Source organism: Caldalkalibacillus thermarum (assembly GCF_014644735.1).
In the GTDB taxonomy this organism is placed as follows: domain Bacteria; phylum Bacillota; class Bacilli; order Caldalkalibacillales; family Caldalkalibacillaceae; genus Caldalkalibacillus; species Caldalkalibacillus thermarum.
In genome coordinates, this window is sequence record NZ_BMKZ01000001.1 from 64,462 (window position 1) to 86,039 (window position 21,578).

At 48.3% G+C, this 21,578-nt stretch carries 17 protein-coding genes and 2 other annotated features; of the genes, 15 read left to right on the forward strand and 2 right to left on the reverse strand.

Annotated features, from left to right (window positions below; genetic code table 11):
• Positions 1-40 precede the first annotated feature (40 nt).
• The 15 genes from IEW48_RS00375 to IEW48_RS00445 all read left to right on the forward strand — a co-directional run bounded on the left by IEW48_RS00375 (position 41) and on the right by IEW48_RS00445 (position 18,699).
• The gene (locus IEW48_RS00375; RefSeq protein ID WP_188622093.1) at positions 41-1,258 is read left to right on the forward strand and encodes a NupC/NupG family nucleoside CNT transporter; all 1,218 of its coding nucleotides are present in this window, start codon (positions 41-43) and stop codon (positions 1,256-1,258) included.
• Between the two features lie 499 nt (positions 1,259-1,757).
• Positions 1,758-2,657 (forward strand): branched-chain-amino-acid transaminase, encoded by a 900-nt coding sequence (gene ilvE, locus IEW48_RS00380; RefSeq protein WP_188622094.1) that lies wholly within the window; start codon positions 1,758-1,760, stop codon positions 2,655-2,657.
• Positions 2,658-2,781: 124 nt separating this feature from the next.
• Positions 2,782-3,043: a binding site (T-box leader), on the forward strand.
• A gap of 72 nt (positions 3,044-3,115) precedes the next feature.
• Positions 3,116-4,840, forward strand: a complete 1,725-nt coding sequence (gene ilvB, locus IEW48_RS00385; RefSeq protein WP_188622095.1) for an acetolactate synthase large subunit — start codon at positions 3,116-3,118, stop codon at positions 4,838-4,840.
• Positions 4,837-5,367 carry an acetolactate synthase small subunit gene (gene ilvN, locus IEW48_RS00390; RefSeq protein WP_188622096.1) on the forward strand — a complete coding sequence of 177 codons (531 nt, stop codon included), beginning with the start codon at positions 4,837-4,839 and terminating at the stop codon, positions 5,365-5,367. The genes ilvB and ilvN overlap by 4 nt, the downstream gene beginning before the upstream one ends.
• A gap of 64 nt (positions 5,368-5,431) precedes the next feature.
• The gene (ilvC, locus tag IEW48_RS00395; protein WP_188622097.1) at positions 5,432-6,463 is read left to right on the forward strand and encodes a ketol-acid reductoisomerase; all 1,032 of its coding nucleotides are present in this window, start codon (positions 5,432-5,434) and stop codon (positions 6,461-6,463) included.
• Positions 6,450-8,018: a 2-isopropylmalate synthase gene (locus IEW48_RS00400; RefSeq protein ID WP_188622098.1), complete on the forward strand. Its 1,569-nt coding sequence runs from the start codon at positions 6,450-6,452 to the stop codon at positions 8,016-8,018. The genes ilvC and IEW48_RS00400 overlap by 14 nt, the downstream gene beginning before the upstream one ends.
• Positions 8,015-9,103 carry a 3-isopropylmalate dehydrogenase gene (gene leuB / locus IEW48_RS00405; protein WP_229703891.1) on the forward strand — a complete coding sequence of 363 codons (1,089 nt, stop codon included), beginning with the start codon at positions 8,015-8,017 and terminating at the stop codon, positions 9,101-9,103. The genes IEW48_RS00400 and leuB overlap by 4 nt, the downstream gene beginning before the upstream one ends.
• Positions 9,104-9,193: 90 nt before the next feature.
• The gene (gene leuC / locus IEW48_RS00410; RefSeq protein WP_188622099.1) at positions 9,194-10,633 is read left to right on the forward strand and encodes a 3-isopropylmalate dehydratase large subunit; all 1,440 of its coding nucleotides are present in this window, start codon (positions 9,194-9,196) and stop codon (positions 10,631-10,633) included.
• Positions 10,611-11,249 (forward strand): 3-isopropylmalate dehydratase small subunit, encoded by a 639-nt coding sequence (leuD, locus tag IEW48_RS00415; protein WP_188622100.1) that lies wholly within the window; start codon positions 10,611-10,613, stop codon positions 11,247-11,249. The genes leuC and leuD overlap by 23 nt, the downstream gene beginning before the upstream one ends.
• A gap of 147 nt (positions 11,250-11,396) precedes the next feature.
• Positions 11,397-12,341: a putative sporulation protein YtxC gene (gene ytxC, locus IEW48_RS00420; protein ID WP_188622101.1), complete on the forward strand. Its 945-nt coding sequence runs from the start codon at positions 11,397-11,399 to the stop codon at positions 12,339-12,341.
• A 410-nt stretch (positions 12,342-12,751) separates the two neighbouring features.
• Positions 12,752-14,689 (forward strand): threonine--tRNA ligase, encoded by a 1,938-nt coding sequence (gene thrS, locus IEW48_RS00425; protein ID WP_007505746.1) that lies wholly within the window; start codon positions 12,752-12,754, stop codon positions 14,687-14,689.
• A gap of 68 nt (positions 14,690-14,757) precedes the next feature.
• Positions 14,758-14,875 (forward strand) — a sequence feature (ribosomal protein L20 leader region).
• The gene (gene infC, locus IEW48_RS00430) at positions 14,870-15,445 is read left to right on the forward strand and encodes a translation initiation factor IF-3 (protein WP_188622219.1); all 576 of its coding nucleotides are present in this window, start codon (positions 14,870-14,872) and stop codon (positions 15,443-15,445) included. (Overlaps the previous feature by 6 nt.)
• A 16-nt stretch (positions 15,446-15,461) precedes the next feature.
• Positions 15,462-15,659 carry a 50S ribosomal protein L35 gene (gene rpmI, locus IEW48_RS00435; protein WP_188622102.1) on the forward strand — a complete coding sequence of 66 codons (198 nt, stop codon included), beginning with the start codon at positions 15,462-15,464 and terminating at the stop codon, positions 15,657-15,659.
• 98 nt (positions 15,660-15,757) lie between these two features.
• Positions 15,758-16,108, forward strand: coding sequence for a 50S ribosomal protein L20 (gene rplT, locus IEW48_RS00440; protein WP_188622103.1), 351 nt, complete (start codon positions 15,758-15,760; stop codon positions 16,106-16,108).
• A gap of 188 nt (positions 16,109-16,296) precedes the next feature.
• Positions 16,297-18,699 carry a glycoside hydrolase family 31 protein gene (locus tag IEW48_RS00445; protein WP_188622104.1) on the forward strand — a complete coding sequence of 801 codons (2,403 nt, stop codon included), beginning with the start codon at positions 16,297-16,299 and terminating at the stop codon, positions 18,697-18,699.
• A gap of 53 nt (positions 18,700-18,752) precedes the next feature.
• Here IEW48_RS00445 and IEW48_RS00450 read toward each other — a convergent pair whose 3' ends face one another.
• Together IEW48_RS00450 and IEW48_RS00455 are read right to left on the reverse strand one after the other, a co-directional pair.
• Positions 18,753-19,496, reverse strand: a complete 744-nt coding sequence (locus IEW48_RS00450; protein ID WP_229703892.1) for an arginase family protein — start codon at positions 19,494-19,496, stop codon at positions 18,753-18,755.
• 161 nt (positions 19,497-19,657) lie between these two features.
• A complete protein-coding gene (locus IEW48_RS00455) occupies positions 19,658-21,421 on the reverse strand; it encodes a glycoside hydrolase family 13 protein (RefSeq protein ID WP_188622106.1) in 1,764 nt (587 codons plus the stop codon).
• Positions 21,422-21,578: the final 157 nt, after the last annotated feature.

Genomic DNA, 21,578 nt, shown 5'->3' on the forward strand with positions numbered 1-21,578 from the left:
GGATGTCCCACTGATTATTGTCAATGAAAGGGTGTTTTATGTGAATTATATCTGGGGTATATTTGGTATTTTAGTGATTTTTGCAATCGCTTTCCTTTTTTCGGCCAATAGGACGCGCATTAACCTGCGCACCATCTTGGGAGGATTAGCCATCCAAATCACTTTTGCTTTCATAGTCTTAAAATGGGAATTTGGACGGACGATCTTTTTGGGGATTACGCAGTGGGTCTCCAAGATTATGGATTTTGCCCGGGAAGGCTCACAGTTTTTGTTTGGCGGCTTGTTTAATGAATACAACGACTTTATTTTTGCCTTTGAGGTACTGACCATTATCATTTTCTTCTCTTCCTTAATCTCTGTGTTGTATTATCTGGGTGTCATGCAGTGGTTTATCAAAATTATCGGGGGTGCGTTGGCCAAAGTGCTGGGGACAAGCCGTCCTGAATCCTTGTGTGCGGCGGCTAATATTTTTGTGGGACAAACTGAAGCACCGCTGGTAGTTAGGCCCTATATTGAAAAAATGACCCAGTCCGAATTGTTTGCTGTGATGACCGGCGGACTGGCCTCCGTGGCCGGATCCGTTCTGTTCGGCTATGCCGCTTTAGGTATCCCCCTGGAATATTTGTTGGCGGCCAGTTTCATGGCTGCTCCGGCGGGTCTGATCATGGCTAAAATGATCATGCCAGAAGTGAACAAGCAGCAGCTTTCCGACGAAAAAGTGGATCTGGAAAAAGATAAAGAATCTGCCAATGTGATTGATGCTGCTGCCCGGGGAGCTTCTGTTGGTTTGAAACTGGCTTTGAACGTGGGGGCTATGTTACTCGCGTTTATTGCCCTGATTGCCCTCATCAACGGCATATTAGGAGCTGTTGGTGGTTGGTTAGGTTTTCCAGAGCTTACCTTGGATCTGATCTTTGGCTATGTTTTTGCCCCCATTGCCTTTGCTATTGGTGTGCCTTGGTCTGAAGCGGTATCAGCCGGTTCATTTCTCGGACAAAAAATTGTGCTTAACGAATTTGTCGCCTACGTCAGCTTTTCAGAAGTGATGGCGGAACTAACGCCGAAAACAGTGGCTATTCTCAGCTTTGCTTTATGCGGATTTGCCAATCTGAGCTCACTTGGTATTTTGCTGGGCGGGATTGGCGGCTTGGCTCCCAGCCGGCGTCCGGATATTGCCCGTCTTGGGCTCAGGGCTATTTTGGCCGGCACGTTGGCTTCGTTGCTGAGCGGCGCAATTGCCGGCATGCTGATTGGCTAGCCTGTCCGTTTATCCCGCAGCACGGCTGTCCCTAAAATGTTTTTCTGGGGACAGCCTTTTTGTGTGCCTGAACCCGCCCGGAAAAAAGTTTGAAAAGCCATAAATTCACGCCCAGCAAGTGAGTAAGCGTTTTCAACTTTTTCGTTAAATCGAAAAAGTCAAAAAATGGTCTTGACTCCGCTAGAACCTGGTATTAAAATAGCTATCAAAATTAAAAAAGCACTGAATATTGAGGGGTCAGGAGGATATCTAGGGTTCCGCTGTAAGCTTGTTTCATGAGTTAGTGTGTCATATAAGCTTACAGGTCTGGTCCGAGCGATATCAGCACCATGGGATATGGTGTACACCGTGAGGACAAAAGCCTCTGCGGATAGGTTCTGACGTTAAAGCGACGTTATGGCTTATTTGCAGGGTTTTTGTCCTTTTTTGAAAGGACGTTGCGCCAATCTTTCTACAACATGACAGTTCAAAAAATTTCCTCAAAGGGAGCGTGCTCAAAGTGGATCAGTGGATCTTCATGGACGGTGAGTTTGTCACCAAAGATGAAGCAAAGGTATCGGTCTATGATCATGCGTTTCTTTATGGCGATGGCGTGTTTGAAGGCGTGAGGGCCTACTCCGGCAATGTGTTCAAACTGAAGGAGCACCTTGAGCGGCTGTACAATTCGGCTAAAGTGATTATGCTTGAGATTCCCTACACGATGGACGAGATGGAACACATTGTCTGTGAAACGTTGCGTAAAAACAGCTTGGAGGATGCTTACATTCGCATTGTCGTCTCCCGGGGAAAAGGCAACCTGGGTTTAGACCCCTTTACTTGTGGCCGTCCTCAAGTGATTGTTATTGCTGAAGCATTGGCCTTATATCCTAAAGAATTTTATGAAAAAGGGCTGGAAATTGTGACAGTTGCCACCCGTCGCAACCGCCCGGATGTTCTAAGTCCCAAGATCAAGTCGCTTAACTATTTAAATAACATTTTAGTCAAAATTGAAGCCCATCTGGCTGGAGTCAAGGAAGCGATGATGCTGAATACGGAAGGTTATGTGGTGGAGTGTTCCGGTGATAACATTTTCATCATCAAAGACGGCGTGCTGTACACACCGCCAACCTATTTGGGCGCCTTAGAAGGCATTACCCGCAACGCCATAATCGATTTAGCCCGGGAAAAGGGCTATGTGGTGAAGGAGGAACCATTTACCCAATATGATGTCTATACCGCCGATGAAGTGTTCTTAACGGGAACAGCAGCCGAAGTAATTGCGGTTGTAAAAGTGGATGGCCGCGTGATTGGCAATGGCCGGCCGGGCCCGCATACCCAGGTTTTACTGCAAGCCTTTCGTGAATTAGTGGTCACTGACGGTGTAAAGGTTTATCCGGAAAAAAAGTATCAGGTGGGCTGATATTCAAGTGAACAAGGTTCTGAATCTGAGAGCTTAAATGTGAGATAAGACCAGGGATTTAAGAGCAATTGAAGGAGCAGAGGTTGAAGATTCAGGACTTTTTGATAACTGATAACTCTATAACGTTAAAACGTTGAAGGGGAAAAGTAGTCTTAAGCCTGTGTATCTACAGAGAGCCGGGGCAGCTGAAAACCGGTGATACACACTTAAGATGAACTCACCCCTGAGTGTCTCGCTGAACGCTAGGGCAAGTAGGTGAGGCCGGGTGCACTGCACTCGTTATTAAAACGGACGGAGTGGATGGCCATTCCGTTCATGAGGCATTGTCCGCAAGGGCAATGTGAAGAAGGGTGGTACCATGGAAAGGAAATCTTTTCATCCCTTACTTGGCCGGACGGTCGTGGTGTGGGGAAGAAAAGGTTTTTTTATTCGCCAAAAACAGATTAGAGGGGATGAATATGAGCGTAAAATTGCAAGCGGAAGAAACGGCCGCCCATGGTGGCCAGAAGATGATGTCTGGGGCACAAATGCTGGTTGAGGCGTTGAAAAAAGAAGGAGTAGAAGTGATTTTTGGTTATCCGGGAGGAGCAGTGTTAACCATTTATGATGCTTTGTACGATGCTGGCATTCGCCATATTTTAACCCGGCATGAACAGGGGGCCATTCATGCGGCTGAAGGGTATGCCCGGGTGACAGGCAAAACGGGCGTGGTGATTGCCACATCAGGTCCCGGCGTGACCAATATCGTCACCGGTTTGACCGATGCTATGATGGATTCCCTGCCTATCGTGGTCATTGCTGGTCAGGTTAACACCTCCGTCATGGGTACCGACGCTTTCCAGGAGGCCCCCACGGTAGGGATTACCATGCCCATTACGAAGCACAATTACCAGGTGAAATCGGTCACTGATCTGCCCAGGATCATCAAGGAAGCGTTCCATATTGCCAGCACGGGACGTCCAGGGCCAGTACTTATCGATATTCCCAAAGACATTTCCAATCAAGAAGGGCTGTTTGATTATCCTGAACAGGTGTCCCTCAGGGGATATCAGCCGACGATCATCCCTAACCGGCTGCAGATTCAAAAAATTGTGGCTGCGGTCAAACAGGCCAAAAAGCCGGTTATCCTGGCCGGGGCTGGCGTGCTCCATGCCAAAGCCCACCGGGAGCTGAGAGCCTTTGCCGAACGCGTTCATATCCCGGTCGTCAATACGCTCTTAGGCCTGGGTTCCTTCCCGGGAGATCATCCCTTGTTTTTGGGGATGGGGGGGATGCATGGCACGTATGTGGCCAATATGGCTTTGTATGAAGCAGACCTGATCATTAATTTCGGTGCCCGTTTTGACGACCGCCTGACAGGCAATCCCAAACACTTTGCCAAGTATGCCAAAGTGGCCCATGTGGATATTGATCCGGCCGAAATCGGCAAAGTGGTTAAGACAGATATTCCGGTGGTGGGTGATGCCAAAGAAGCGTTAAAGATGCTCTTGGAAGAAGATCTGGTGCCTGGGGAGACCGCAGAGTGGTGGCGCCACCTGGAACGGCTCAAAAAAGAGTATCCCTTATGGTACAACGAGGATAACCAAACCTTGAAACCCCAGCGGTTAATCGAAATGATTCATGAATTAACCGGCGGTAACGCCATAGTGACCACTGATGTGGGCCAACATCAGATGTGGGCAGCTCAATATTACCCCTTTAAGGAGCCGCATCGCTGGGTCACCTCAGGGGGACTGGGCACCATGGGCTTTGGCTTTCCGGCAGCTATCGGGGCTCAAATCGCCAGGCGTGACCAAACGGTGCTGGCGGTTGTCGGAGACGCCGGTTTCCAGATGACCTTACAGGAGCTTTCTGTCCTCACCGATTATGATTTGCCGGTCAAAGTGATCATTGTCAATAACTATGCCTTGGGCATGGTCAGACAGTGGCAGCAGTTGTTCTACCGGGAAAGATATTCAGAGTCTTTGTTGCCTAATCAGCCTGACTATGTGAAACTGGCTGAATCCTATCAGATCAAAGGGCTTAAAGCTGATACGGAACAAGAAGCAAGGGCAGCGATCAAAGAGGCGCTGAACACCCCTGGCCCCGTCTTGGTTGACTGCCGGGTGACGCCTGATGAAAATGTGTATCCCATGATTCCGCCGGGCAAGGGGATTCACGAAATGGAGGGGGTTAAACCATGAGGCGCATTTTAAGCGTCATTGTCAATGATCACCTGGGTGTGCTGAACCGGATCACAGGTTTGTTTTTGCGCCGCGGTTTTAACATTGAAAGCATTACCGTTGGCAAGACAGAGACGGAAGGCTTGTCCCGGATGACTATTGTGGTCAATGTGGAAGATGAGCGCACCAATGAACAGATTATCAAGCAACTGCACAAGCAGATTGATGTGATTAAGGTGATCGACATCACCAATGAGCCTGCTGTGGAGCGGGAACTGGTGATGATCAAAGTGCTCAGTCCTCTGCAAAAAAGGGCAGAGCTGACCAACCTGATCGAACCTTTTCGGGCCTCGATTATTGATGTCACCCTGGAAAGTGTCACCATTCAAGCCACGGGTAATCCAGAAAAAATAGAGGCTTTGATTGAATTGTTACGCCCCTATGGCATTAAGGAGCTGGCCCGTACAGGGGTGACCGCCTTTAAGCGGGGCGGGGAACGGGAGCGGGAAGTTCCCCGCATCAAGCACGATTCGCTCTCGCTAATTTAAACGGGCCCCGTCATCATTTAGAGATCAATGTATTTCAATAAAAAGTAAAAAAGGAGAGGTTACCATGGCAAAGATGTACTATGATCACGATGTTCAGTTAGATGTGCTGCAGGACAAAACAGTTGCTGTGATTGGTTATGGTTCCCAGGGCCATGCTCATGCCCAAAACTTAAGAGATAACGGCATCAATGTGGTGATCGGTCTGCGGCAGGGAAAATCCTGGCGCAAGGCGGAAGAGGACGGTTTTCAGGTCTATCCTGTATCCAAGGCAACCCAACAGGCGGATATCGTCATGCTGCTTTTGCCCGATGAAAAACAACCACAAGTCTACGAACAGGAAATCAAACCCTATTTAAGAGCAGGTCAGGCGCTCGCTTTTGCCCATGGGTTTAACGTTCATTTCAACCAGGTAGTCCCGCCTGACAATGTGGATGTCTTTTTGGCTGCCCCCAAGGGACCCGGCCATTTGGTCCGCCGTGTGTTTCAGGAAGGCGGCGGGGTTCCCGGCTTGATTGCCGTTTATCAGGATGTCACCGGCCAAGCCAAAGAGATCGCCTTGGCTTACAGCAAAGGAATTGGCTGTACCCGTGCAGCGGTCATTGAAACGACTTTCAAGGAGGAAACAGAAACAGATTTGTTTGGAGAGCAAGCGGTGCTGTGCGGCGGAACCACGGCGCTCATTAAAGCAGGGTTTGAAACGTTGACAGAAGCGGGTTACCAGCCGGAAGTGGCTTACTTTGAATGTTTGCACGAATTGAAACTGATCGTGGACCTGTTGTACGAAAGCGGCTTGGAGGGTATGCGCTACTCTATCTCTGATACTGCCCAGTGGGGAGATTTGACGGCAGGACCGCGTATCATTAACGAACAAACGAAACAAGAGATGAAAAAGCTTCTGGAAGAAATCCAATCCGGGGAGTTTGCCAAAGGCTGGGTGCTGGAAAATCAAGCTAACCGCCCCATGTTTAATGCCTTGACCCGGAGGGACAATGAGCATCCCATTGAACAGGTGGGACGCCGCCTGAGAGAGAAAATGCCCTTTATTAAAGGAAAAAACAGTGTGGCAAAGGATGTGGTGACGAGTGCGAAAAATTGACATCTTTGACACCACACTGAGAGACGGGGAACAGTCTGCCGGGGTGAATCTCCATTTCAATGAGAAAGTGGAGATCGCTTATCAACTGGAACGGTATGGTGTCAATATTTTGGAGGCTGGCTATCCAGCCTCCTCTGAAGGAGACTTCCGGGCGGTTCAATACATCGCCAGAACCATTAAAGGTTGTTCTGTTACCGGTCTGGCCCGCTCGGTGCAAAGCGACATTGATGCTGCCTGGGAAGCCTTAAAGGATGGGGTGGATCCCCGCTTGCACGTCTTTATCGCCACCTCCCCCATCCATATGCAATACAAATTGAAGATGTCAGAAGAAGAATTAATCGAAACGGCCGTTTCCGCTGTGAAATATGCCAAACGTTTCTTCCCCAAAGTGCAATGGTCGGCGGAGGATGCCACCCGCAGCGATTGGGATTTTCTGGTTGAGATCATTACCAAAGTGATTGATGCCGGCGCTTGTGTCATCAATCTTCCAGATACCGTCGGTTACATGCATCCTGAAGAGTATGGCTCTCTGTTCCGTTACATCCGGGAACATGTGCCCAATATTGACAGGGTGAAGCTCTCTGCCCACTGTCATGATGATTTGGGTATGGCGGTGGCCAATTCCCTGGCAGCCATCGAGAATGGAGTGGAGCAAATAGAAGGAACCATTAACGGCATTGGCGAACGGGCCGGCAACGCCGCTTTGGAAGAGATCGGTGTAGCCTTGTATACCCGCCGGGATCATTATCAGGCCGAAACCAGTCTCGACCTGTCCCAAACCATCCGCACCAGCCAGCTGGTCAGCAAATTGACCGGGATGCCTGTTCCGCCAAACAAAGCGGTGGTTGGGGCCAATGCCTTTGCCCATGAATCAGGCATCCATCAGGATGGAGTACTGAAAAATAAACTGACCTATGAAATTATTGAACCCGAGTTGGTTGGCCTGTCTTCTAACCGCATGGTGCTGGGCAAACATTCTGGCCGTCACGCCTTCAGAGAAAAATGCAAGGAAATGGGGCTGCAGCTGTCCGAAGAAGCGTTCCAAAACCTGTTTAAAGCTTTCAAAGATCTGACAGCCAAAAAGAAAGAAGTCACCGAGGACGATATTTTGACCTTGCTCATGAACACCAACGTGCAAGCCAAAGAAGAACGCTATGAACTGCAATTCTTACAGGTGGCCTATGGGTCTACGGTAGTGCCCACCACCACAGTGGGGATTAAATTGCCCAGCGGTGAGGTCGTGCAAGAGTCAGCCACAGGCAAGGGCAGCGTTGAGTCCTTGTACAATGCGATTCAGCGTGTACTGGACAGTGAGGTCAAACTGCTCGACTACCGTATCCAATCCACCACGAGCGGCATTGACTCGCTGGCCGAAGTCTACGTCAAAGTGAACTATCACGGGCAAACATCAAGCGGGCGGGGTATTGAGCATGATGTGCTGGAAGCATCGGCTAAGGCCTATTTGGATGCAGTAAACCGCATCTTGTTTAAAGAGCAATATATGCAAGTCCAGAACAAACAGAGTGAAGAAATAAAAGGAGTGAAAGCCCTTTGATCAAGCAGATTGCCGTCCTGCCAGGGGACGGGATAGGACCTGAAGTGACTGAAGAAGCTGTCCGGCTCTTAGAGGAAGTGGGAAAACAGTTCGGCCATACATTCCAGTTCCAATTTGCTGACATCGGGGGATGTGCCCTGGACAAAACGGGGACTCCCTTGCCTGAAGAGACATTACAAATCTGCCGGGAAAGCGACGCCATCCTGCTGGGGGCGGTGGGCGGCCCCAAGTGGGATCATGGCCCCGGGGAGAAAAGGCCTGAAGCCGGTTTGTTGAAATTGCGCAAAGAATTGCAGCTCTATGCCAATCTCCGGCCTGTAATCGTTTTTCCAGCACTGGTTAATGCTTCAACCCTGAAACCGGAAGTGTTGGAAGGCGTTAACTTAATGATTATCCGGGAATTAACAGGCGGACTTTATTTTGGTCAGCCCAGGGGACGAAAAGAAACAGACGAAGGGCTGGCTGTGGTAGATACACTGTACTACACAGAGGCTGAGATCGAACGGGTGTTGCGGAAAGCCTTTGAGATTGCCCGGTTGAGAAAGAAACATTTGGTCTCAGTCGATAAAGCCAATGTATTGGATAGCAGCCGTTTGTGGAGAGAAACCGCGGATCGGATCGGAAAAGAATATCCCGATGTCAAGCTGGAACATATGCTGGTTGACAATGCGGCCATGCAGTTGATCAGAAGGCCCGGCCAGTTTGACACGGTAGTCACAGAGAATATGTTCGGAGATATTTTAAGTGATGAAGCGGCCATGTTAAGCGGATCCTTGGGCATGCTCCCATCAGCCAGTCTGAGCGATAGCGGGCCTGGTCTGTATGAACCGGTCCACGGCTCAGCCCCGGATATTGCCGGACAAAATCTGGCTAATCCGCTGGCCACCTTTTTGTCCGTGGCCATGATGCTCAAATACTCCTTTAACCTGGAACAAGAAGCCCAAGCCATTGAACAGGCGATTCACAAGGTCCTTGAAGACGGCTACCGCACCCGCGATTTGGCCCAAGAAGGTGAGCGGTATCTGACCACAACAGAGATGGGTGAAAAAGTGCGGGCTTATCTGAAACAGGAAGTTCCTTCCTAATTAGAGGACCAAGGTTCGGTGAAAGAGATCAAGGACACAGAAAAATAAAAAGCAATCGTCAAGAGATATTGTTAAAAGAGGTGATCAACATTGAGTCCCAAAACTATGATCGATAAAATTTGGGAGCAGCATGTGGTGGTGGAAGAAGAAAACAAACCCAGCCTGATTTATATTGATTTGCACCTGATTCACGAAGTCACATCTCCCCAGGCCTTTGAAGGCTTGCGGCTGGCCGGGCGCCGGGTGCGCCGGCCCGATTTGACCTTTGCCACGATGGACCACAATGTACCCACGGATGATCCCTTTTCCACCAAAGATGAGATTGCCGTCAAACAAATGAAAACATTAACGGAGAACTGTAAGGAGTTTGGCATTCCTTTGGCCGACTTGCACAGTGAAGAACAAGGCATTGTCCATGTAATCGGACCTGAGCTGGGGCTCACCTTGCCGGGCAAAACCATTGTTTGCGGAGACAGCCACACCTCCACTCATGGCGCCTTTGGGGCCTTGGCCTTCGGCATCGGGACCAGTGAAGTGGAACATGTGCTGGCCACCCAGTGTCTGTGGCAAAAGCGCCCCCGGACCATGCGGATTAATATCACAGGCGAGCGCGGATTAGGCGTGATGGCCAAAGATGTGATTTTAGGGTTGATCGCCACATATGGGGTAGACTTTGGCACGGGTTATGTGGTGGAATATGCCGGTCCCGTGATCAAAAATATGACCATGGAAGAGCGTATGACCATCTGTAACATGTCGATTGAATTTGGTGCCAGAGCCGGTTTAATCGCCCCAGATGAGACCACTTTTGAGTATCTCCGCGGGCGGCTTTATGCACCTAAGGGAGAGGCCTTTGAACAGGCTGTGGAGGAGTGGAAAGCGCTGGCCACTGACGAGGGGGCCACATTTGATAAAGAAGTCACCTTTGATGTGTCTGACCTTGAGCCGCAGGTGACCTGGGGCACCAACCCTGGCATGGGCACCGGGATCAGCGGGGTCGTGCCAGATCCCAGCGATTTTGAAAGCGAAGTGGAACAGCGGGCAGTTGCCCAGGCTCTGGAATATATGGGGCTGAAACCCGGGACTAAGATCACTGAGATTCCCGTCGATTATGTCTTTATCGGTTCGTGTACCAACTCCCGCATTGAGGATTTGCGGGAAGCGGCCCGCATTGTGAAAGGGCGCAAGGTGGCACCTGGTGTAACGGCACTTGTCGTCCCCGGTTCCAAAAAAGTGAAGCGGCAAGCAGAGGAAGAGGGATTGCACCATATCTTTATCGAGGCTGGTTTTGAGTGGAGAGGAGCAGGATGCAGCATGTGCCTGAGCATGAACCCCGATGTGGTTCCGCCTGGCAAGCGGTGTGCTTCCACTTCTAACCGCAATTTTGAAGGCCGCCAGGGCCGAGGCGCTAGAACCCATTTAGTCAGCCCGGCGATGGCTGCTGCTGCAGCTGTGTTTGGTCATTTTGTCGATGTACGTGAACTAGATGTGACAAGGAGGGATCAGCATGGAGCCCCTCATTCGGCATAGAGGTTTAGTGGCACCATTAGATAAAGTGAATGTGGATACGGACCAGATCATTCCCAAACAATTTTTAAAGCGTATCGAACGCACAGGTTTCGGACAGTTTCTGTTTTATGACTGGCGCTATTTGGATGACGGGTCGCCCAACCCCCAATTTACCTTGAATGAAACCAGGTATCAGGGTGCCAGTATCTTGCTCACCCGTCACAATTTCGGGTGTGGCTCCTCTCGCGAGCATGCCCCGTGGGCACTCTTGGATTACGGGTTTAAGGTGATCATTGCGCCCTCCTTTGCCGATATCTTTTATAATAACTGCTTTAAAAACGGTATTTTGCCCATTACCCTGGATGAAAAGGAAGTCGACCAGTTGTTTAAGCGGACATTGGCCACCGAAGGATATGAACTAACTGTAGATCTTGAGAAGCAGGAGATCTATGATCAAGCAGGATGGAAAACGTCGTTTACAACGGACCCTTACCGTCGGGAGATGTTGCTCAAAGGATTGGATGACATTGGTGTAACGGAGTTATATGCCGAAGAGATTGCTCGCTATGAACAAACCAAACGCAAGACGTATCAATTAATTCACGGGCTTGAAGCAGGAAGCCAAAGTTCCACTTAATGAAGCAGATGGATGAAAAGCGGGTTGTTGATTAAACGGTAAAACGGCTTGGCTAAAACGGTCAACGGCTCTTTATCTTGCATGTATAGATCACCCCCTCCGACCATAGACTAGGTAGAAATGGTGGTTCGGTGAGGGGGTGAATTGTTGTTTATTATTCAGTTTGAGCCAGGAGCGCATTCCCTGTGGAATCAGGAATGGATGCTGTTTGTGGAGGATATGTACCAGTCGGTCAAATGGTTTGAACAATTGGATTTCGATGTTCAGTTTGAGTATACGCCTCAGACATTAACCCTTCGCTGTCTCAGCTATCCGGAGAGGCTGTCTACGGATGAAGCCCGCAGGATTTGGCAGCACGTGCTCGGCTCCTTGATAGCTGATTTTGTTGTGGATAAATTAGAGGATTTCCTGCTGGTGGACTTTATTCAGCATACTTATGGCTACCGCCAACTGCAAGAGCTTAGCCGCCTTTATCTCTATTGTGACCAGTTGCTCAACGCACGGGAAGATGAAGAGGACTTAGGATGGCTGGATGAAGATCAGGTAATGGAAAGAAAACAATTGATTTACCAGCAGGTGTATACCTATCTGAGTGATGCTGAGGCCCTTAATCTCCAGGGATTTTTCCAATTTAGACTGAAGGCGTATTGCCAGAAATTGATGGAGGCTATTGAATGTGCCATTGATGAATACGTGCTGGACCAGGAGTATGATCGCTTTCTGCAATTATTGCGGTTGTTTGTCAGGTCCCAGATGCCTAAATGTGCTCTCCTGCATGTGGTGCACATTGGCCAGCACCTCTTCCATGTTTTTGATCAGAATAGTCACCCGGTGAGCCAAGAAAAACTGATGGAACGCCTCTCAGAATGGACGGGCTCCTTCACCAGCCAGGATGAATTAATCATCAGCGCTTTGATCAGTTATCTGCCACGCCGCATCATTTTGCACACCCCCTGCCCCGATCAACCGGTGATCCGCACCTTACAGCACATTTTCAGCGATCGGCTGACGCTTTGCACGGGTTGTGAGCAGTGCGACCAGTGGAAACGAGAGATACAGATTCAGTCACCAGAACTTGACTATCATGTTTAGGACCGTTATAATACAAAATTAAATTGGATGTTATCATCAATGCGTTATAGTCGATAACAGCGATGAGGAGGACATGAACCATTCTCCCCTCTCTTTGCCAGAGAATGGAGCCGCAGGCTGGAAGCTCCTAAAGAGAGAAGAATGGTTTACCCCCTCCAGAGCTGCTGCGGGGAAATGACTGCCTTGAGGTCAGAGTAACTGCAGCCGGGCCATCCCGTTACGATGCAGAGCATGAAGCAGGCCGTGCTTGAGAGCGTGTATCAAGCAATGCTTGAGCGGCTTGTTTCATGGAATTAGGGTGGAACCACGACGATGCTCGTCCCTAAGAGGGGGGCGAGTTTTTTGTTTGTCTCCAAATGGATCTGTTCTCGCCATGTTTAACAGTAATCATTTGAGGAGGAGTGGTGACCGTGTCAGCTGTATCTGTTGTTTTACCTGATGGCGCACAAAAAGAAGTGGAGCAAGGCAGCACGATTGAGGATGTAGCTGCTAAAATCAGCCCTGGATTAAAAAAGAAAGCCATTGCTGGAAAAATAAACGGCAAACTTGTTGATCTCTCCACCCCTGTCCAGGAGGGAGACCAGGTGGAAGTGGTCACGATTGATTCGGAAGAAGGTCTGGAAGTATTGCGACACAGTACAGCCCATCTCATGGCTCAAGCCGTCAAACGGCTCTACGGATCTGACAAAGTGAAACTGGGTGTTGGCCCCGTCATTGAAAACGGATTTTACTATGATATGGATCTGCCTGAGTCCCTTTCCCAGGACGATCTGGCCAAAATTGAAGCTGAAATGAAGAAAATTGTCCAGGAAGATCTTCCGATCAAACGGCGGGTAGTCTCCCGGGAAGAGGCTCTGCGCTTGTATGAAGAGATTGGGGATCAATACAAACTGGAGCTGATCCGGGAGCTTCCCGAGGATGAGGAAATCACTATTTACGAGCAAGGGGAATTTTTTGATTTGTGCCGCGGTCCCCATGTGCCTTCCACCGGCAAGCTGAAAGTGTTTAAGCTATTGAGTGTATCCGGGGCATACTGGAGAGGCGATTCGAATAACCCGATGCTGCAAAGAATATACGGAACCGCCTGGCCCAAACAATCACAATTGGAAGAATACCTTAAACAGCTTGAAGAAGCGAAAGAACGGGATCATCGCAAATTGGGCAAACAATTGAAAATCTTTACCATGTCTCAGGAAGTGGGCCAAGGTTTGCCGTTATGGCTGCCAAACGGGGCAACGGTTCGGCGCATCATTGAACGCTATATTGTGGACCTTGAAGAAAAATGGGGTTATAAACATGTTTACACCCCCCATTTGGCCAATGTGGAACTGTATAAAATTTCCGGCCACTGGGATCATTACCACGAAGATATGTATCCACCGATGAAAATGGATCATGAAGAGCTTGTCTTACGGCCGATGAACTGTCCGCACCATATGATGATTTACAAGGAAGAATTACGCAGCTACCGCAACCTGCCCTTGCGCATTGCCGAATTAGGCACCATGCACCGTTATGAAATGTCGGGAGCTTTAACAGGTTTGCAACGTGTACGCTCCATGACTCTTAATGATGCCCACATTTTCTGCCGGCCGGACCAGATCAAATCTGAGTTTATCCGGGTGGTTCAACTGATGAACCATGTTTACAATGATTTCGGAATCAAGGATTACTATTTCCGGCTTTCCTATCGCGACCCGAACAATACGGAGAAGTATGTACAGAATGATGAGATGTGGGAAAAGGCACAAAGCATGCTGAAAGAAGCAATGGACGAGCTGGGGTATGAGTATGTGGAGGCAGAGGGTGAAGCTGCTTTCTACGGACCTAAATTAGATGTGCAAGTGCGTACCGCTTTGGGTAAAGATGAGACCTTGTCCACCATCCAGCTCGATTTCCACCTTCCAGAACGCTTTGAACTTGAGTATATCGGCGAAGACGGGCAACCCCACCGACCTGTGGTGATCCACCGCGGTGTGGTCGGTACAATGGAACGTTTTGTGGCTTTTCTGCTGGAATACTATAAAGGGGCTTTCCCGCTGTGGCTGGCTCCGGTACAAGCTAAGTTATTGCCGATTGCTTCCACTCATGTGGAATATGCCGAAATGGTGGCAGATCAATTGCGGCAAGCAGGTATCCGCACCGAAGTGGATGCCCGGGATGAGAAAATCGGGTATAAAATCAGAGAAGCCCAGTTGCAAAAGATCCCTTACATGTTTGTCATCGGTGACAGGGAAATTGAAAACAAAACCTTGGCTGTCCGCAAGCGTGCCGAAGGGGATATTGGCGCCCGGCCGGTTAATGAAGTGATTGACATGCTGGTTGACGAAATTAAGAACAAACGGTAAATTCACCTTTAAAGCTTGACAGGTATCAGGCAAACATGGTAATATCTCATTTGTAACCGTATATGGGACACAACAAGCAGAAGCGACCCGCTTCTCACCTGATCGACTGAAATGTTGGCAGGTTCATGAATGATAAGTGCTGAGGAGATTAATGCGGGCGACCTGTGCCCGCATTTTTTGATGGGTGTGGTGCAAGCTCAAGTTGTGTGGTCCTTTAATCTTGATGGAGGTGTGAGGGTTATTAGCAAGGAACATTTAGTAAATGAGAACATTCGCGCACGTGAAGTGCGGCTCATTGACGTGGATGGGAACCAGGTGGGAATTGTACCGCTCAAAAAAGCGCTGCAAATGGCGCGAGATGCCAATCTTGATCTGGTCAACGTTGCACCGCAGGCCAAGCCCCCCGTTTGCCGGATCATGGATTATGGCAAATTCAAGTTTGAACAGCAGAAACGGGAGAGGGAAGCCCGCAAAAAACAAAAGGTGATCAACGTTAAAGAAGTGCGCTTTACCCCCAATATTGAAGAGCACGATTATAACACCAAAATGCGCAATGTGCAAAGATTCTTAAGCAAAGGGGATAAAGTGAAGTGTACCATCCGTTTCCGGGGCCGTCAAATTACCCACGCTGAACTGGGACGGGAGCTCTTAGAGCGCCTTGCCCAAGATGTTGCTGAAGTGGGGGTTGTGGAGAAAAAACCCTCAATGGATGGACGGAACATGATTATGTTCCTGGCCCCCAAGACCGAGAAATAAGAAGGAGGATTTCATCATGCCAAAAATGAAAACCAAACGCGCCGCTGTGAAGCGTTTTAAAAGAACTGCCACAGGCAAACTGAAACGTTCCCATGCCTATACCAGCCACCTTTTTGCCAGCAAAACAGCAAAGCGCAAGCGCCAGCTGCGCAAACCTGCTCTGGTAAGCAAAGGGGACTACAAACGTTTGAAAGACGTGCTGTATAACCTGTAAGCAGGAACGTTGACTGTTTTTACTGTTTTTATAAGCGGATATAAGATGAACGAGATTTGATATAAGAAGACTTTAGTGTCACAAGGAGGGAATGGACGATGCCACGTGTAAAAGGTGGATATGCCACCCGTCGTCGTCGTAAAAAGATCTTAAAATTAGCCAAAGGTTATTTCGGTTCCAAACACCGTTTGTTTAGAACAGCTAATCAACAAGTGATGAAATCTTTGATGTATGCTTATCGTGACCGCCGTCAAAGAAAACGGGATTTCCGTAAATTGTGGATTACGCGCATCAATGCGGCGGCACGCCAGCACGGTTTATCTTACAGCCGTTTTATGCATGGCCTGAAGCAGGCTGGCATTGATATCAACCGTAAAATGCTGGCTGATCTTGCCGTCAATGATAAAGAAGCCTTTGCCCAGCTGGTGAGCAAGGTCAAAGGAGAATAATCGTTTGCCAGGCGCAACCTAAACACTTAGGGTTGCGCTTTTTTAAGCATTGAAAAAAAGTGATGTATGGTTGTGGAATGGTATGGTATAATAGTTAATGCAAACGGTTGCATCACCCTCAAATTTTATTATCTGCTAATTTTTTAAGGTGAAATGAAAACCTTTTAACCTACGAGAGGAGTGACCGCATGAAAGGGAGCGAAGCCATTCATCCGAATAAAATCTCAGTAGAAAAAGGTATCACTCACTTCTATATCGGCCAAGTGACAGTGATGCGCCATGACAAGGCAAGTATCTACTTTAATTGCGGCCCGGCTCAAGTGTTATTGCGTTTTTTAAGCCCGAGTCTGTTCCGGGTGGTTCTAAATCCCTATGGAGAGGTGGACGAGAAAACCACCGATGCCGTATACAAACGTGACTGGCCGGAAGTTGAGCTGGATGTCAGCGAAGATGACGAATATTATCACTTGACAACGTCCCAGCTTAAGGTAAAAGTTCAAAAACGTCCTTTGCGCCTGGCTGTTTATACGCCTGAAGGAAAGGTCATTCATCAGGATGATCCCGTGCGGGGCATGGGATGGACCGAGCAGAAGCAGGTGTTTTGTCATAAAACCATGCACGGGGATGAGAAATTTTATGGCTTTGGGGAGAAAGCAGGTTACTTAAATAAACGGGGCACCAGACAAATCATGTGGAACTCCGATGTCTATGCTCCCCATAATGAGGAAACCAATGCCTTGTATCAGTCCATTCCCTTTTTTACAAGTTTGAGTGAAAAAGGCGTGTACGGCCTTTTTCTCGATAACCCTGGCAAAACAATTTTTGATTTAACTGGAGAAGAGAGCTACTCCTTCACAGCAGAAGCGGGCAAACTGGATTACTACTTTTTTTATGGCCAAGATTTGAAGGATGTGGTCAGCCAATATACGGAACTGACAGGACGCATGCCCTTGCCGCCCAAGTGGGCCATTGGCTACCATCAGTCCAGGTACAGTTACCAGACAGAGGATGAAGTGCGGGAAGTGGCCCGGACTTTCAGGGAAAAACAGATTCCTTGCGATGTGATTTATCTGGATATTCATTATATGGATGGTTACCGCGTCTTTACCTGGCATCCCGCTCGCTTTCCAAACGCCCCCCAGTTAATTCAGGACCTGAGCCAACAAGGTTTTCATGTGATCCCCATTGTTGATCCTGGGGTGAAGAAAGACCCTTCTTACCGGGTATATCAGGAAGGGGTCAAACAGGATTATTTCTGCCGCTATCTGGAAGGGGATATCTATACGGGCGAGGTATGGCCTGGAGAGAGTGCTTTTCCGGATTTTACGGAAGAAAAAGTGCGCAAGTGGTGGGGGAAGCTCCATGCCCATTACACTGAAGCGGGGATTAAAGGCATTTGGAATGATATGAATGAGCCTGCTGTATTTAACGAGACAAAAACTATGGATGTGGATGTCATTCACAAGAATGACGGTGATCCCAAACCGCATAAAGAGCTGCATAATTTATACGGGTACTATATGAGCAAGGCGACTTACGAAGGATTGAAGGAATTGTTAGCAGGTGAACGGCCGTTTGTGGTGACCAGAGCCGGATATGCAGGCATTCAGCGTTATGCCGCGGTGTGGACAGGAGATAACCGCAGTTTTTGGGAACATTTGGCCATGTGTATCCCGATGTTTTTGAATATGGGCATCTCAGGACTCCCTTTTGTAGGCGCGGATATCGGTGGCTTTGCCCATCCGGCTAACGGCCCGCTTCTGGCCCGCTGGACACAGTTGGGGACTTTTACACCGTTTTGCCGCAATCATTCTGCTCTCGATGTGCCCCGCCAGGAACCGTGGGTATTCGGAGAAGAGATTGAGGCGATTTGCCGTCGTTATATTGAGCTCCGTTATCAATTACTGCCCCATTTGTATACTTTATTCTATCAAGCTGCCGAGACCGGACTCCCGATTTTAAGGCCGCTGGTCATGGAGTTTCCGGATGATCCTTTGACCCACGATTTGGCCGACCAATTTATGGTGGGAGAGGATATCCTGGTTGCTCCGGTTTACCGGCCAGATATGCACGCCCGTGCGGTTTATCTGCCGCGCGGACAATGGATCAACTACTGGACGAAGGAAGAGGTAAGCGGCGGCCAATATGTCTTGGTTCCGACGCCTTTAGAGATCATGCCCATCTTTGTGAAGAAAGGGGCGATCATCCCCCACGGTGTCGTGGAGCAGTATGTTGGGGAGAAACAGGGTGCGCCGTTGACCATGCATGTTTTTGGTCTGCATGGTGAACAGCGGTATACGTTGTATGAAGATGACGGATACAGTTTTGAGTATGAAAAAGGATGCTATAACCTTGTGGAGTGGTGTGTCACTGAAGACTCAGGGAAGGTGACTGTCACCTATCAGCCTCACCATTACCAATATGACAGCGGGCGTAAGGAATGTCATCTTGTCTTGCATGGTGTGGACGGGGTGCAGGAAGTAAGGGGTAACACCGTGAAGGAATGGCAGTATGAACGGGAGCAGAAGCGGTTAACGGTGACGGTTGAAGCAGGATCTCATCCAGATACTTATGTGATTGACCTTAAATAGATGTTGCCATAAATGAAACATGGGGGACTGGCCATGGATGAGACATCGCCTCCTTAGCAGCTGGAGGCGATGTCCATGATGGCCCGGTTGGCCCGTTCGTTTTTATGCACTGCATCCATATAGGTTACATCACCTAACGGATCATAAGGAAGCTCGCCGCAGACATCGATACCCAGAATTTGTTTGTGACGGCCGATCGCCTTCAGCAGCCGGAGTAAAAGAGGCAAGCTCATGCTGCCTTGATCCCAGTTTGTGGAAGCGAAGGCTGGGTCCAAGACATCTTTGTCAATACTGATATAAACGTGTTCGGTTTTAATCCACTTTAGAATTTTGGCTTCGGGACGGTTTAAGAGGTCAGCGGTGGGCACGATACGCACCCGGCTGAAATATTGGGGCGGAATAGAGGTGCTGTACTTGGGATGAAGGCCGATGATGATCACTTGCTCAAGCAATGGGAGTTCGGACAATGCTTTGGTAACCCACGAACCACAGGATAACAGGGGATAAGGTTCTCCGGTATCGGAATGGTGGTCAAATAAGACCAGGTCGCAAGGTTCGGAGATCTTTTCCAGGAACAGATAGGTCACGTAATGATAGTTGCCGGTGCCGATAAACGTTAACCGGGGTTGTCTTACCGGTCTGATACGCCGGCTAATCTCTTCTAATGTTTCCTGGGAACAATACATGTTGGCTTGTTTCAAGTCACTCAAATCAATCCAACAGTGCTTGTGCTGCAAAAGATGAGGCTGATGGTGATACGTATGATCAAAGTTCAATACGGTCACATCAAACCTCATCATCATTCCCCCCTTACAATGATTATATAATGATTAATCGACATAATTGAATGATTATTGAGGGAGAAGTGATTAGAAATTGAAACTGGGGTAAAACAAAAGAAGCGCCTGTAGGTTGCGCTTCTTTTTTGTATGAGCGGAAGATGGTGTTTTTCACAACGTCATAACTGAATGATGAGAGGGCTGCGGGCTTTTAGTCTTAGCTCCAAATGATCCGTTTGGACTCTTATTTGTTTTTGCCCACCTAAGACAATGTTAAGATTATACCCTTTTTTTGGATCGAGATCTAAGTCAGACCAGTGGATAATGACTTGTACGTCTTCTGCTTCATTGTTTAGAAATACGAGGAGTCGGTTAGCCTCATCCTGCCGTTGGTAAGCTACAATGTTTTGCTCAGAATGAAGGTTAATAAATTGGAAGCTCCCGTCTCTTAAGGCCCGGTATCTCTTGCGCAGCTGAATCAGCTGTTGATAGAAGCGGAACAACTCCAAATCTTGTTTATCTTTCTCCCAGATCATGGGCTTGCGGCAATCAGGATCTCCTTCACCTGTCATGCCAATCTCATCACCATAGTAAATACAAGGCACCCCCATATAGGTCATCAGGAAAGTGACAGCCAGTTTCAGCTTGCGCTTGTCTTCTTTGCAGACTGTAAGCAACCGGGGAGTGTCGTGGGAGCCAAGCAAGTTAAATTGGACTTGGTTGACTGTTAATGGGTAAATGCCCAGAAGATGACTGATCTCCTCTACAAATTGCCGGGCGGAGATCTTTTCTTTGCAGAAAAAGTTTAAAACTGATTCTCTGAGTGGATAATTCATGGTGGCGTCAAACTGATCCCCTTGTAACCATGGCAATGCTTGATGCCACACCTCTCCTAATATGTAGGCATCAGGTTTCACCGCCTTGACGACTTGGCGGAATTCCCGCCAAAACTGATGGTCTACTTCATTGGCGACATCAAGCCGCCAACCATCTATCCCCACTTCCTCAATCCAAAATTTGGCCACTTTTAACAAATAAGCTTTCACTTCTGGATGCTCTGTATTCAACTTGGGCATGAGCGGTGTGAAAGCAAAAGTGTCAAAATTGGGGATAGGATCGGTTTTAAGCGGAAACTCCCGAATATGAAACCAATCCTTATATTTAGATTTTTCCTGGTTTTTTAAGACATCCTGAAAGGGAGGAAAATAATAACCTGCATGGTTAAACACCGCATCCAACATGACGCGGATGCCCCGCTTGTGACACAGTTCAACCAGCTTTTTTAATAATTTAATATCCCCGAAGTGGGGGTCCACTTTAAAATAGTCAATGGTATCATACTTGTGGTTGGAGGGGGCCTCAAAAATAGGAGTAAAATAGATGGCGGTAATGCCCAGCTTGCTTAAATAGTCCAAATGATCAATCACCCCTTGTAAATCCCCGCCAAAAAAATTGTCAGGTTTGGGTTTTCCGCCCCATGGCTCAACGTTTTCCGGGTCATTGTGAGGATCCCCATTTGCAAAGCGTTCCGGAAATATTTGATAAAACACTGCCTCCTTAACCCATTGAGGGGATTGGTAGACATCAACCGGATTGATAAAAGGAAATTCAAACAGGCCCATGGCTGTGTCGGGCTGATTTTTTTGGAACCCTTTTTCAGTCAACCACACCTTTTCGTTCCCGTCAGAAAGGAGAAAGGCATAAGCACACCGTCTAAACAGCGGCTTGATTTCCCCTTGATAATAGTCAAAAAGATCATCTGTGGCAAAGCAGTTCATTTTGACCAGTTGCGTTGACTGGGGCCAATCGTACTTATCCCCGTGCAACAGGTAAACGGCTGACATATCTCCTTTTTTTGTTCTTAGCCTGATGTGCAATGTCTCCGGATCCACCGCATAAGCAAAGTGAGACTTTGGAAGATGAAACACTGCTTCCAGATTCATCAAATATTCCCTCCATATCAATTTATGATCACTAAAAAAGGTACAACCCCCGCTAGAATGCCGAGGTTGTACCTGTAACGGTAACATTGCCTTCACATTGTCAACTTAATTTTATTATAGACAACAAAAAACATCTTTTCAAACGGTTTAAAATATG

Bases quoted from the DNA above. Each gene is read 5' to 3' on its own strand.
- ilvB (WP_188622095.1), top strand. From the start codon at position 3,116: ATGAGCGTAAAATTGCAAGCGGAAGAAACGGCCGCCCATGGTGGCCAG.
- ilvN (WP_188622096.1), top strand. From the start codon at position 4,837: ATGAGGCGCATTTTAAGCGTCATTGTCAATGATCACCTGGGTGTGCTG.
- ilvC (WP_188622097.1), top strand. From the start codon at position 5,432: ATGGCAAAGATGTACTATGATCACGATGTTCAGTTAGATGTGCTGCAG.
- leuD (WP_188622100.1), top strand. From the start codon at position 10,611: ATGGAGCCCCTCATTCGGCATAGAGGTTTAGTGGCACCATTAGATAAA.
- infC (WP_188622219.1), top strand. From the start codon at position 14,870: ATGGGTGTGGTGCAAGCTCAAGTTGTGTGGTCCTTTAATCTTGATGGA.
- rpmI (WP_188622102.1), top strand. From the start codon at position 15,462: ATGCCAAAAATGAAAACCAAACGCGCCGCTGTGAAGCGTTTTAAAAGA.
- rplT (WP_188622103.1), top strand. From the start codon at position 15,758: ATGCCACGTGTAAAAGGTGGATATGCCACCCGTCGTCGTCGTAAAAAG.
- IEW48_RS00445 (WP_188622104.1), top strand. From the start codon at position 16,297: ATGAAAGGGAGCGAAGCCATTCATCCGAATAAAATCTCAGTAGAAAAA.
- IEW48_RS00450 (WP_229703892.1), bottom strand. From the start codon at position 19,496: ATGAGGTTTGATGTGACCGTATTGAACTTTGATCATACGTATCACCAT.
- IEW48_RS00455 (WP_188622106.1), bottom strand. From the start codon at position 21,421: ATGAATCTGGAAGCAGTGTTTCATCTTCCAAAGTCTCACTTTGCTTAT.